The following is a 13,348-nucleotide window of genomic DNA, read 5'->3' as shown; positions in this document are numbered from 1 at the left end:
CCCGCCGTTGTCAGCATTGATACGTACCGGCAGTCCGTAGTGTTCAAAAACGCGCTGCAAATGGGATTGCACACTGGAGGTATCGGGCCTGGCGCACGCGCTGAGTGCGAGGTTGAAGCGCGAGTGGTCATCCAACAGCGTCAACGGATGGCAGCGCCCGCCCAGCGTCTCAAAATAGCCTTTGAAGTCGATCTGCCACAACGCATTGGGGCAATCATGTTCAAAGCGCTGCCAAGGCGTTGCTGCCAGCGATGCCTGGGGGCTAATGAGCCCGTGTCGGTGCAGGATCGCTGTGACGGTGCTGGGTGGGGGCGCACTCGCCAGTCCTTCGTTGGCCAGCACGCGCGCAATTTTGCGACCGCCCCAGCAAGGATGCTGCTGGCGTAACTCCACAACAGCATCTTCAACGCTTGTGGCGCTGCGCAAGGGACTGCTGTGGGGGCGCGACGAGCGCGGTTGCAAGCATGCCCAGCCTTCCTCTCGATACCGACCGAGCAGCGCATAACCAGCCTTGGGGCTGATGCCAAAACGACGGCATAAGTCTCGCCTGTTGGCACCCGGCTGTAAGGCCAGTTCCACGAACTCACGCTTGAGGTCCATAAGGTTCCTTGTTTGCCAGGCCATGTACTTCTCCTCGCGCATCTCGCGCTGGAAAAGTGTTACCCATGTCCTCGCACACCCGTTACCTAGGTACCCGGTCCATACAGCGAAGCAAAAGAAGTTAGTCGCCTGCCGGGGCGACTACCCGGTCAGGGATGGGAATGGCGCCCACAAGCCCAAAAGAAACTACAAGCCAAATCGACCGCTAGCGCAGAAGATACCTGCGCAACCAGCTATCAATAAAAGAGCAATCTACCCCGGCTTCACACAGGGCGCGAACATGTCCAGCTCGGGCTTGTAGAGGCTGGTTTTCACGTTCAGCAGGCCTAGTACCGAGTGGAAGTAGTTGTCGTGGGTGACGCGTTCGTCCTTGCGCTTTTGCAGGCACTCGGTGGTGACGTGGGTGCGTTGCTCGTAGGCGGGCGACAACCAGGTAACCCAGGGCACGTGTTTTTGCAGGTCGGGGGCGATGTCGTAGGGCAGGCCGTGCAGGTAGATGTTGTTTTCACCCAGTGACTCGCCGTGGTCGGCCACATAGACCATGGCGGTGGTGTTGGTGGCCTGCTTGGTCTTCAGCCACTGGATGGCGGTGGCCAGTACGTGGTCGGTGTACAGAATGGTGTTGTCGTAGGAGTTGACCAGCTGCGCCTGGCTGCAGTCCTGCAGGTTGTTGCTGGTGCATTCGGGCTGGAATTTCTTGAAGGCTGCGGGCACGCGCTTGTAGTAGGCGGGGCCGTGGCTGCCCATCTGGTGCAACACGATGACCACGCCTTTGGCGCGGCGCTCGGCGGGGAGTTCGTCGATACGGGCCTGGGCCTTGCGCAGCATGATTTCATCAAAGCATTCGCCACCCACGCACAGCTCGGGGTCGGTCAGCTGGGTGGTGCTGGTGTTGGGCACGCGGTCGCACACGCCTTTGCAGCCGGACTGGTTGTCTATCCACACCACGCCCAGGCCGCTGCGCTGCAGTATGTCCAGCAGGCCTTCGTAGTTGGCGTCGCGGCTTTCGTAGGCCTTTTTGCCCAGGTGCGAGAACATGCAGGGCACGGAGGCCGCGGTATTGGTGCCGCAGGACCAGGCGTTCTGGTAGGTGACTATGTGTTCCTTGGCCAGCTCGGGCGTGGTGGCGCGCGCGTAGCCGTTGATGCCGAAGTTGCCCATGCGCCCGGTTTCGCCTACCACCAGTAGCAGCAGCGGGGGCTTGCCGGCGGGGCCGGGTGGGATGGCCAGTTGTGCATCCTGGCCTACCGGCAGAATCTTGCTTTCGTCGCGCTTGAAGGGCTTGGCGGCGATGTCGCCCAGGGCGTAGAACGAGTTCAGCGGGTTGATCAGATAGCGTATCTCGGTGCGGTTGCGCATCAGCGATGAAAAGTCCTGGTACACCAGGAACAGTGTGGCCACCAGCACGACGCAGGATACGACAACGCCCAGCAGGTTGCCGCCGATCTGGCGCAGCACGCTGCGGCGACGCAGGCGCTGGCGCCACAGCCACAGGCAGGGCAGCACGGCCATGCCCAGCACCGTCAGCAGCATGCGCATATTCATCAGGTCGCGGGTTTCGCGCATATCGGTCTGCAGCGCATTCACCAGCATGGTGGTGTCAATCACCACGCCATAGGACAACATGAAGTGCGCACCAAAGGCCGCCGCAAATAGACTCAGCGTGATGGCGGGAATCAGCACCCAGCGCCAGGCCAGCAGGCTGAGTAGCAGCGCCATGATGGCTGCGATGATGACGCCAAAGCCTGCAGCAAAGGCCAGGCCGCGCAGGCTGTGCAGCTCGGGCAGGCGGTTCAGCTCACGCCATAGCGGCACATTGCACACCGTGGCGATCCAGAGGCTGGAGATGAGAATGAGCCAGGCGGGGTGTTTGCCGGTTTGCAAAGTCCGGTTGTTGAAGAGCTGCATGGGGGGAGGGCTTTCAGGCCTGTGCGGTCAAAGGGGCGTGCAAGGCCTTGCTGTGGTGGGCCATGTGGTCGGCCATGAAGGTCGAGATGAAGTAGTAGCCGTGGTCGTAGCCCATCTGGCGGCGCAGCAGCAGCGGCTGGCCCACGGCTTTGCAGGCGGCCTCGAAGATATGCGGATTCAGCTGCTCGGCCAGGAATTTGTCGGCCATGCCCTGGTCGATCAGGATGCCGTCTGGGTAGGGCGGTGTGGTCTGTTCGGCCATCAGGAATACGGCATCGTGCGCGGGCCAACTGCTGTTGTCCGCACCCAGGTAGCCAGTGAAGGCTTTTTGCCCCCAGGCGCATTGCGTGGGCGCGCAGATGGGCGCGAATGCGGATACCGAGCGGAACAGACCGGGGTGCTTGAGCGCCAGCGTTAGCGCGCCGTGGCCGCCCATGGAGTGGCCGAAGATGCCGATGCGCTCCGGGTCTATGGGCAGGTTGCGTACCGCGATGTGTAGCAGTTCATGGACGATATAGCTCTCCATGCGATAGTGCTTGGACCAGGGTTCTTCGGTTGCGTCGATATAGAAGCTGGCCGCTAGGCCGAAGTCCCAGCTGTCGGTCTCGCCGGGCACGTTTGCGCCGCGCGGGCTGGTATCGGGTGCAATCAGCGCCATGCCATGCTGGGCAGCGTACTGTTGGGCGCCGGCCTTGGTCATAAAGGTCTCGTCCGTGCAGGTCAGTCCCGCCAGATACACCAGGGCCGGCACCCGGCCCAACGTGGCCTGCGCCGGCAGAAACACCGAGAACTTCATGGGCAAACCGATTTCCATCGAGTCGTGCTGGTAGAAGGTCTGCACACCGCCAAAGCAGCCGTGCTCGGAAAGGGTTTTCAAGGAATCAGTCATATAGCCTTAGAAGTAAGAGGGCAGTGAATCGAGGACGCTTGCCAGGGATTAATACAAGACAACGCCGCGAATCGACTCGCCGCGCTTCATCAAATCAAAGCCCTTGTTGATGTCCTCCAGCGGCATGGTGTGGGTGATCAGCGGGTCGATGCTGATCTTGCCTTCCATGTACCAGTCGACGATCTTGGGCACGTCGGTGCGGCCACGCGCGCCGCCAAAGGCCGAGCCTTCCCATTTGCGGCCGGTGACCAGTTGGAATGGGCGGGTACTGATCTCGGCACCGGCCTCGGCCACGCCAATGATGATGCTGCGGCCCCAGCCCTTGTGGGTGCATTCCAGCGCCTGGCGCATGACCTGGGTGTTGCCTATGCATTCGAAGCTGTAGTCGGCACCACCGTCGGTGAGTTGCACGATGGCGTCTACGACGTTCGGCACTTCCTTGGGGTTGATGAAGTGGGTCATGCCGAACTGGCGGGCCATGGCCTGGCGCTCGGGGTTGATGTCCACACCGATGATCTTGTCGGCGCCGACCATCTTGGCGCCCTGGATCACGTTCAGGCCGATACCGCCCAGGCCGAAGACCACCACATTGGCGCCGGCTTCGACCTTGGCGGTGAACAGCACGGCACCGATGCCGGTGGTGACGCCGCAGCCGATGTAGCAGACCTTGTCAAACGGGGCGTCCTTGCGGATCTTGGCCAGGCTGATCTCGGGGGCCACGGTGTAGTTGCTGAAGGTGCTGGTGCCCATGTAGTGGAAGATGGGTTGGCCGTCCAGGCTGAAGCGGCTGGTGGCGTCGGGCATCAGGCCTTTGCCCTGGGTGCCACGGATGAGCTGGCACAGATTGGTCTTGCGGCTGAGGCAGAACTTGCACTGGCGGCATTCGGGGGTGTAGAGGGGGATGACGTGGTCGCCCTTTTGCAGCGTGGTGACACCGGGGCCGACATCGACCACGATGCCGGCGCCTTCATGGCCCAGGATGGCGGGGAAGATGCCTTCGGGGTCGGCACCGCTGAGGGTGTAGTAGTCGGTGTGGCAGATGCCGGTGGCTTTGATCTCGACCAGCACTTCGCCGAACTTGGGGCCTTGCAGGTCCACGGTTTCTATGGTCAGGGGGGCGCCTGCTTTCCAGGCGACTGCGGCTTTGGTTTTCATGGGCGAAGCTCTCAGAATCAAAGGCTTGAACTATAAGCGGCGACTCTTGCACCGGTATATCTCTGCACGCTTGCTATTCTTATGGATAAAAAGGCCTGTAGCGCAGATAAACCGTGCGTAAGGTGCTATCAAATTAATAGCAAGTAAAGATCTGTGGTCAGACATAAAAAAAGCCCTCGAAGTTCAAGTCGAGGGCTTTGTTTTATGCGCTGAAGAATTTCTTCAAACGGTCGGTCCAACTGTCGCCCGTGGGCGAGTGCTTGCCACCGCCTTTTTTCAGCGAGTCTTCCAGTTCCCGCAACAGCTTGCGCTGGTATTCGGTGAGCTTGACCGGCGTTTCCACCGTGATGTGGCAATACAGGTCGCCGGGCGCGCTATCACGCACTCCCTTGATGCCCTTGCCGCGCAGGCGGAACTGCTTGCCGGCCTGGGTGCCTTCGGGGATATCGATGGCCGCCTTGCCAGCCAGCGTGGGCACTTCGATCTCGCCGCCCAGGGCTGCGGTGATGAAGCTTACCGGTACCGAGCAGTGCAGGTCGCCCCCGTCGCGCTCGAAGATGTCGTGCTTCTTCAGGCGTATCTCGATGTACAGGTCGCCCGGCGGGCCGCCGTTGGAGCCTGGCTCGCCATTGCCCACGCTGCGGATACGCATGCCGTCGTCGATGCCGGCCGGGATTTTGACTTCCAGCGTCTTTTGCTTTTTCAGCTTGCCCTGGCCCTGGCACACGGTGCAAGGCTCGGGAATCACCTTGCCGCTACCACGGCAGGTGGGGCAGGTTTGCTGCACGCTGAAGAAGCCTTGGCGCATTTGCACCGTGCCTTGGCCTGCGCAGGTGCCGCAGGTCTTGGCTTGCGTGCCGGGCTTGGCGCCGCTGCCGTGGCAGGTGTCGCAGGCTTCCCAGGTGGGGATACGGATCTGCGCTTCCTTGCCGCGGGCGGCTTCTTCCAGGCTGACTTCCATGGCGTAGCTGAGGTCGCTGCCGCGGAATACCTGGCGGCCACCGCCACGTCCACCCCGGCTTTGGCCGAACATGTCGCCAAAGATGTCGCCAAAGGCTTCAGCAAAACCGCCAAAGCCTTCTGCGCCAGCACCGCCACGCATATTCGGGTCCACGCCGGCGAAGCCATGCTGGTCGTAGGCGGCGCGTTTTTGCGCGTCGCTCAGCATCTCGTAGGCTTCTTTGACTTCCTTGAACTTCTCTTCGGCCACCTTGCCAGCATCACCCTGGTTGCGGTCAGGGTGGTACTTCATCGCCAGCTTGCGATAAGCCTTTTTGATTTCGTCCTCGGACGCGTTCTTGGGAACGCCGAGGGATTCGTAATAATCTTTTTTGCTCATTCTGCAATCACTTTCTCAATACGGCGATCGGGGATGAGCCACATCAGCGCCACTGCCACAATAATTCCAGCCGCCAGCGCGGTGCTCACAAAGCACATCGGGATGGCCAGCGCGTATGCCACCGTAGCCAATTTGCCTTTGACGTCCGACCCTACGGCCCGGGCCAATACCGAATCCGTGCCATGCAGGCAGACGATGCTGCGTTTCAGCGTGGCGTAGGCAATGCTGCACATCAGCAGCACCCCCCCGAACAAGGCCATGGGCAGGGCCGCGAAATGGTTCTCCCCCATCCAGGCCGTGGTAAACGGCATCAGCGACAACCAGAACAGCAGGTGCAGATTGGCCCACAGGGTACGGCCATCGACCTTCTTCACGGTATGCAGCATGTGGTGGTGGTTGTTCCAGTAGATGCCTACATTCACAAAGCTCAACACATAGCTCAAGAACACCGGCAACAAAGGCAACAGGTCCGCGATTTCGGTGCCGTGGGGCACCTTCAGCTCCAGCACCATGATGGTGATGATGATGGCAATAACGCCATCGCTGAAGGCTTCCAGTCGCGTCTTGTTCATGGTCGGTTGTGGTGAAGCAGGGGCTGCATGGGAGGCAAAAAGCCGCGTCGAAAGACCATGAACTGGGGAGTTCCGGCCATTCGACGCGGCGGCGAATCCACGCGATCAATCAGACGTGTGGATCAGCCCTTTTTGACTTCTTTCACCTCGGCGTCGACCACGTTGTCGTCCGCAGCCTTGGCACCCGCGGCTTGCTCGCCAGCAGGTGCCGCACCTGCGCCGGCAGCGGCTTCTTCAGCGGCTTGCTTGGCTTGCATGTCGGCGTACATCTTTTCGCCCAGCTTTTGGCTGACGGTCATTAACGCGGTGTTCTTCTCGTCGATGGCGGCCTTGTCTTCACCCTTCAGGGCTTCTTCTAGGGCCTTGATGGCGGCTTCGATGCTTTCCTTTTCAGACGCTTCGATCTTGTCGCCGTACTCGGTCAGGCTCTTCTTCACGCTGTGCACGCTGGCTTCGCCTTGGTTACGGGCTTGCACCAGTTCCAGCTTCTTCTTGTCGTCTGCGGCGTTCAGCTCGGCGTCTTTCACCATTTGCTGGATTTCGGCTTCCGACAGACCGGAGTTGGCCTTGATGGTGACCTTGTTTTCCTTGCCGGTGCCCTTGTCCTTGGCGCCCACGTGCAAGATGCCGTTGGCGTCGATGTCGAAGGACACTTCAATTTGCGGCGTACCACGCGCTGCTGGGGGGATGCCCTCCAGGTTGAACTCGCCCAGCAGCTTGTTGACGCTGGCGATTTCGCGTTCGCCTTGGAACACCTTGATGGTCACGGCGGGCTGGTTGTCGTCCGCAGTGGAGAAGGTTTGCGCAAACTTGGTGGGGATGGTCGTGTTCTTGGCGATCATCTTGGTCATCACGCCGCCCAGGGTTTCGATACCCAGGGACAGAGGCGTCACGTCCAGCAGCAGCACGTCCTTGCGGTCGCCAGACAACACCTGGCCTTGGATGGCAGCGCCAACCGCCACGGCTTCGTCGGGGTTCACGTCCTTGCGGGGATCGCGGCCGAAGAATTCCTTGACCTTTTCTTGCACCTTGGGCATGCGGGTCATACCGCCGACCAGGATCACGTCATGGATGTCACCCACGCTCACGCCTGCGTCCTTGATGGCGATCTTGCAAGGAGCGATGGTGCGCTCGATCAGCTCTTCCACCAGGGCTTCCAGCTTGGAACGGCTGAGCTTGATGTTCAAGTGCTTGGGGCCGGAGGCATCGGCTGTCACGTAGGGCAGGTTGATGTCGGTCGATGCGCTGTTGGACAGCTCGATCTTGGCCTTTTCAGCGGCTTCCTTCAGGCGTTGCAGAGCCAGCACGTCCTTGGACAGGTCGACGCCGGATTCCTTCTTGAATTCGCTGATGATGAAGTCGATGATGCGCTGGTCGAAGTCTTCGCCGCCCAGGAAGGTGTCGCCGTTGGTGGACAGCACTTCGAATTGCTTTTCGCCATCGACATCGGCGATTTCGATGATGGACACGTCGAACGTGCCGCCACCCAGGTCATACACGGCGATCTTGCGGTCGCCCTTTTCCTGCTTGTCCAGGCCGAAGGCCAGGGCTGCAGCGGTAGGTTCGTTGATGATGCGCTTCACGTCCAGACCGGCAATACGGCCAGCGTCCTTGGTGGCTTGGCGCTGTGCATCGTTGAAGTACGCGGGCACAGTGATCACGGCCTCGGTGACGGCTTCGCCCAGGTAGTCTTCAGCGGTCTTCTTCATCTTGCGCAGAATGTCGGCGCTGACTTGTTGGGCCGACAGCTTGTTGCCGCGCACTTGCACCCAGGCGTCGCCGTTGTCGGCTGCCACGATGGAGTAGGGCATCAAGTCGATGTCTTTTTGGACTTCTTTTTCGGTGAACTTGCGGCCGATCAGGCGCTTCACCGCGTACAAGGTGTTCTTGGGGTTGGTGACGGCCTGGCGCTTGGCAGATGCGCCAACCAGCACTTCACCGTCTTCTTGGTAGGCCACGATGGACGGCGTGGTGCGAGCGCCTTCGGCGTTTTCGATCACGCGGGGCGTGTTGCCTTCCATGACGGACACGCAGCTGTTGGTGGTGCCCAAGTCAATACCGATAATTCTTCCCATGTTTTTCTCCTGCAATCTAAATAAAGGGTGGGAGCTGGGTTCAGCGCCCGGATGGATCTAATGTGTGGATAACTTTTCCCACTTCAAGTGTGGGGTTACCAAATGTGTATTTATTTGGGGGCGGTAACGGTTACCAGGGCCGGGCGCAGCACGCGGTCGGCGATCAGATAGCCTTTTTGCAACACGGTCACCACGGTGTTGGCTTCTTGCTCGGCAGGCACCACGCTGATGGCTTGGTGCTGGTGCGGGTCGAACTTTGTTCCGGCGGCGGGGGCAATTTCAATGACCTTGTTGCGTTCCAGTGCGCTTTTCAGTTGGCGCAGGGTGGCTTCGGCACCTTCGCGGATCTGGGCGGTGGTGGCGTCTTTGATGGCCAGGCCGGCTTCCAGGCTGTCGGTTACAGGCAGCAGGCTTTCGGCAAAGCTTTCCACAGCGAACTTGCGGGCCTTGCTGATGTCTTCTTCGGCGCGGCGGCGGGCGTTTTCGGCGTCGGCCTTGGCGCGCAGAAACTGGTCAGCCAGATCGGCGCTTTTGGCTTTCAGTGCAGCCAACTCAGCCTGGGCGATGGCCAGGGCTTCCACGTCGCTGGTGGCCAGCTCTTCAGCGGGGGCCATGCCGTCCAGAGGTTGGTGGTCGGGGTTGGAGGTGTTTTCAGACATGTTCTGTGGGGGAATCGAGTGAACCAGCGTTCAAGCTTGGGGGCTACCCCCTGGATTTCAAGGGGGCAGCGGGCAAAAAATCGGGCGGAGATCAGCCCTTGATGGCCAACAGTTCGACGTCGAACTTCAGCGTGGCGTTCGGGGGGATCACGCCGCCAGCGCCACGGGCGCCATAGCCCAGGTCTGCGGGGATGATCAGTGTGCGTTGGCCACCGACTTGCATGCCGGCCACGCCTTCGTCCCAACCCTTGATAACCATGCCGGCGCCCAGGGAAAACACAAACGGGTCCTTGCGGTCCTTGCTGGAGTCGAACTTGGCGCCTTGCACGCCGTCGTTGTACAGCCAGCCGGTGTAATGTACGGTGACGCTTTTGCCCTTGGTGGCCACGTCGCCGGCACCCAGAACGGTGTCTTCATACTGCAGGCCGGAAGCGGTGGTGGTGATTGCCATGAGAGTTCCTTGAAGTTGCAGCCAAATGACTGGCGCAACGCAGAGCCGCAGGCTAATGGGCCCGGGCCAAGCGTTGCGCAAGCAGATTGCTATTGAAAATATAGCTTCTAGCGCAGTAACAATCTGCGTAGAGGCCGTAAAAGACGCTGGATTATGCCAGCAGCCGGCGCCGCGCCAGGTCGCGCATCAGGGTGCTGATGCCATAGGTCCAGGGCGCTACCTGGTCGCAGGTGTTGACGCGGTTCACCAGCTGGCCCAACTGGGCAGTGCGCACGGTCACCGTATCGCCAATCACATGCGTGAAGCCCTGGCCAGGACCATGGCGGTCTTGGGTGGGGGCGAACATGGTGCCCAGGAACAGCATGAAGCCGTCCGGGTACTGGTGGTTGGGGCCTATGGCCTGCTCCACCAGGTCCACCGGGTCGCGGCTGATCTTGCTGAGGCTGCTGGCACCCTGCATGACAAAGCCGTCGTCATGGCCGGCGACTTCCATGGCCAGGTCGCAGCGGCGTACGTCGTCCATACAGAAATGCGCGTCGAACAGGCGGATGAACGGACCGATGGCGCAGGACGCGTTGTTGTCCTTGGCCTTGCCCAGCAGCAGGGCGCTGCGGCCTTCGAAGTCGCGCAGGTTCACGTCATTGCCCAGGGCCGCGCCGACCACCGAACCGCGGCTGTTGACGGCCAGCACCACCTCGGGCTCGGGGTTGTTCCAGGCGCTGCCGGGGTGGATGCCGACCTCGGCGCCCAGGCCCACGGCGCTCATCACCTGCGATTTTGTGAACAACTCGGCGTCGGGGCCAATGCCCACTTCCAAGTACTGTGACCACATGCCCTGGGTCAGCAGTACTTTTTTGAGTTCGGCCGCAGCGGCCGAGCCGGGTTGGATATTGCCGAGGTTGTCGCCAATCACCGCCACCACGGCCGCGCGCACCGCAGCCGCCTTGCTGGCGTCGCCACGCGCCTGTTCCTCGATCACCCGCTCCAGCATGCTGGCCACAAAGGTGACGCCGGCCGCTTTCAGGGCCTGCAGATCGCAGGGCGCCAGCAGCCAGGGCTGTGACGGATTGCGGGCGTTGTGCGCCGAGTTGGCCAGCACTGCGGCGGTATCCGCCAGGCGCAGGCCGGGCTGGGCACGCACCATGGCCGCCGGGTCGGCCAGCTCCAGCAGCTGGCTGCAGGTGAGGGCCAGATGTTCCAGGCTGTAGATGCCGTCGGCCTTCACCTGGATCAGCACCGGGCCTCGGCCTTCCATCCAGATGCGGCCAACCAGCAATGCGTCTGGGTGGTCCGCAGGCAGTACGGTGGAGAGAGTCAAATGCTGTTGCATATTAGTTCTTTAAAAAGCCCAGCCGCCTTGAATCCATGCGCGAGGGGACATATCTTTTTCGGATTGGGCGGGGTTGGTTCGCCGCCAAGCCAGCCATGCTTGCCAGTCAAAGTTCTGGTAACTACCGCGAATTCCTAGCCCCGCACCTTCCAGGCGACGGTGATTGTCGCCAGACAAAAACGGATTTTTATTGATAAGCACGGCGCCAGTATCCCAAAAGACGGACGGAATGAGCATGGGAGATGCTGTGTAGCGTATTTCTACTTGGGAGAGCCAGCCCTGGTCACCGGTGGCTTCTCCAGACGGGTAGGCGCGCACTCCGTTGGGGCCGCCGAGTCCCAGCTTGTCATAAGAATCCAGGTTTTTGGATGCGGCTTGGCCATGCCATCGTACATATGCCTCCCATTTTCCGAGCAACGGCTGGGTTCGCTGCAGCTCTAGGTCTAGAGTGTTGTAGCGTCCGGCCGTCTGGGCGCTAGCAGCGTCGATTGCGCGCGTGACCTCGTTGTCCAGCGCCAGGTGTCCCGTGCCGAATCGCAGAATAGCCAGATTGTTGCTTCCACCCTCGCTGCGATGGCTGAAGGTCAAGTCCAGGCTGGCATGCTGGGCGTGCTTGTCGATCACGGTCTCCGTTGCGTTGACTTTGTCTTGTAACGCGCGGGTTTCCACGCTGATTTGGCTGCTTAAATTGGTATTTAGGCTGCGAATCCATGCGTAATTGATGTTGATCGCGGCGGCTCTGACGCTGCCTGTCGCATCAAGCTGGGCGAAGTCGGAGCCTAGTCGGTACTGCGTGCGGGTGACGCTGGCCCCTAGGCCTAGGCCGTTGAAACCCAAAGGGACTTGTGCGGAGATATTTCCGAAAAAGAGAGATGAATGGCCTCCCAGCACATGCAGGCCAAATTGCTCACCGTAGCCCAATGGATTATTTAACGCGAATTTGCCACCTGTCCGTACGCGGCCCAGGTATTGCGATCCATAGTTGTCTACTTCCAGACGCCCAGCGAGCAGTGGTGATGTCTGGGCGCTAAGGCGCAAATCGGTCAACCCTGTGGACACGCCGGGTGCCAAGTCGGCACTGAACTGGGTACCGGATACATCCGAAAGTAACAGCAAGGTGCGGTCAAGCTGATGCTGGTTGAGCGGAGCACCACGTGGGATGGGGGCCAAGCGAGCTTCCAACACGCTGGTTCGTAGCCGACTCTGGTTGTCGATATGTACTTCAGACAGGGCGCCTTCCAAGACGCGGATTTCAATCTCTCCATTGCGTACCGTTTGAGTGGGCAAATAGGCACGTGCCAGGGTCCATCCATCCGCACGGTAGAAGGCATTGATGCGTTCTACTCCAAGCTGCAGTTCTGCAAGGGTATGTTCCCCATGGTCCAATGAATTGACCAAGGCCTCGAGTGTGGCCGCGGAGTAAATCGTTGCACCTGTCACGCGGATTTTTTGGATGGAAATCTTTTCTTCCGCACCCTGGGTAGAGGCGGAAGAGGGCGTGCCAGTTGCATCTGGAAACGTCTGTGCCATTGCTGGCAGTAGCATGCTGCATAGCATTAGCGACAGAACATGCGGTAGTGTGGCTATCACTTGGTGCGGCACACGACCCTTACTCGTAAACTGGCTTTGGTTGAACTCCAGCCGCAATCAGCATGACCGGCTGAAACTGTTGGAGTCAGTCGGTTGCTGCTGGGTTCCAAATTGGACAGCCCGTGCATTGCGGCTGTATAGCCTGTTTCGTTGGTTGATGAGCCTAGTGCGACGGTTACCAAGCTGGCAGGGTCGACAAGCAAGGTGCCTGCTTCATAGTGCAATTGGTAGTTATTGCTGTTCAACCCACTCGGAACGATGGGGTACTGTCCTGGCGCGGAGTTACTGGCTGCAGTGGTGCCAAAAACCAAACTGCCTGACAAGTCAGAATTGCTGACACTTTCACCAGGCACAAAACCATTAAATGTTGCACTGAACGCGGGGTTGTTTTGTCCCACTAAGCGGTTGGCACTATTCGCTGCGATCGTTAGTTGCGCAGGAGTGATGGAGAAGGTATTGCCTGTGAATGCAATGCTGTAGTTCGCGTTGGCCAGGCTGCCTTGATTTATCGCATAGCTACCTGCATTTTGACCGCTGACCCGGCTCAATGTGCCCTCCAAACCATCGCCGCCGATGAGACCGTTCGCCACATAAATGAGAGCCGGATCGGTTGCGGCGTTATTGTCATAGACCTTGCTTGCACCTTGCGCGGAAACTGTGATCGCTTTGGGGGTGATATCGGCAGTGGTGGTGGCGGTGGAATTGGCCAGCACATAGTTGCCGGCGGCACTGCCGCCGATGCCGAAGGTTTCGGTGACGGTCTTGGCGGTGCCCACGTTC

The 13,348-nt window shown here is 60.2% G+C and carries 12 protein-coding genes; all 12 read right to left on the bottom strand.

What is annotated here, in order from left to right:
• Positions 1 to 624: DDE-type integrase/transposase/recombinase (locus AC07R0_RS25550; RefSeq protein ID WP_495106999.1), on the bottom strand; the 624-nt coding region annotated here is incomplete at its 3' end.
• Between the two features lie 228 nt (positions 625 to 852).
• On the bottom strand, positions 853 to 2,508 hold the full coding sequence (locus tag AC07R0_RS25545) for a phosphoethanolamine transferase (RefSeq protein WP_495106998.1): 1,656 nt from the start codon (positions 2,506 to 2,508) through the stop codon (positions 853 to 855).
• Positions 2,509 to 2,521: 13 nt separating this feature from the next.
• A complete protein-coding gene (fghA, locus tag AC07R0_RS25540) occupies positions 2,522 to 3,397 on the bottom strand; it encodes an S-formylglutathione hydrolase (RefSeq protein ID WP_495097220.1) in 876 nt (291 codons plus the stop codon).
• A gap of 48 nt (positions 3,398 to 3,445) precedes the next feature.
• A complete protein-coding gene (locus AC07R0_RS25535) occupies positions 3,446 to 4,552 on the bottom strand; it encodes an S-(hydroxymethyl)glutathione dehydrogenase/class III alcohol dehydrogenase (RefSeq protein WP_495076624.1) in 1,107 nt (368 codons plus the stop codon).
• Positions 4,553 to 4,754: 202 nt separating this feature from the next.
• A complete protein-coding gene (dnaJ, locus tag AC07R0_RS25530; RefSeq protein ID WP_495097219.1) occupies positions 4,755 to 5,891 on the bottom strand; it encodes a molecular chaperone DnaJ in 1,137 nt (378 codons plus the stop codon).
• A complete protein-coding gene (locus AC07R0_RS25525) occupies positions 5,888 to 6,463 on the bottom strand; it encodes a TMEM175 family protein (protein ID WP_495106997.1) in 576 nt (191 codons plus the stop codon). Before AC07R0_RS25525 ends, dnaJ begins: the two co-directional genes overlap by 4 nt.
• Positions 6,464 to 6,585: 122 nt before the next feature.
• Positions 6,586 to 8,538, bottom strand: a complete 1,953-nt coding sequence (gene dnaK, locus AC07R0_RS25520) for a molecular chaperone DnaK (protein ID WP_495076621.1) — start codon at positions 8,536 to 8,538, stop codon at positions 6,586 to 6,588.
• A gap of 110 nt (positions 8,539 to 8,648) precedes the next feature.
• The gene (gene grpE / locus AC07R0_RS25515; RefSeq protein ID WP_495076726.1) at positions 8,649 to 9,152 is read right to left on the bottom strand and encodes a nucleotide exchange factor GrpE; all 504 of its coding nucleotides are present in this window, start codon (positions 9,150 to 9,152) and stop codon (positions 8,649 to 8,651) included.
• A 136-nt stretch (positions 9,153 to 9,288) separates the two neighbouring features.
• Complete coding sequence (locus AC07R0_RS25510; RefSeq protein WP_495076620.1) at positions 9,289 to 9,648, bottom strand: FKBP-type peptidyl-prolyl cis-trans isomerase; 360 nt, start codon at positions 9,646 to 9,648, stop codon at positions 9,289 to 9,291.
• Positions 9,649 to 9,799: 151 nt separating this feature from the next.
• Positions 9,800 to 10,978 carry a fumarylacetoacetate hydrolase family protein gene (locus AC07R0_RS25505; protein WP_495106996.1) on the bottom strand — a complete coding sequence of 393 codons (1,179 nt, stop codon included), beginning with the start codon at positions 10,976 to 10,978 and terminating at the stop codon, positions 9,800 to 9,802.
• A gap of 9 nt (positions 10,979 to 10,987) precedes the next feature.
• Positions 10,988 to 12,508: a ShlB/FhaC/HecB family hemolysin secretion/activation protein gene (locus AC07R0_RS25500; RefSeq protein WP_495106995.1), complete on the bottom strand. Its 1,521-nt coding sequence runs from the start codon at positions 12,506 to 12,508 to the stop codon at positions 10,988 to 10,990.
• Between the two features lie 56 nt (positions 12,509 to 12,564).
• The coding region (locus tag AC07R0_RS25495; protein ID WP_495106994.1) for an MBG domain-containing protein at positions 12,565 to 13,348 on the bottom strand (784 nt) is incomplete at its 5' end.

The organism is Rhodoferax sp. GW821-FHT07F03 (assembly GCF_059418745.1).
This window is presented reverse-complemented; position numbering and strand designations above follow the sequence as displayed.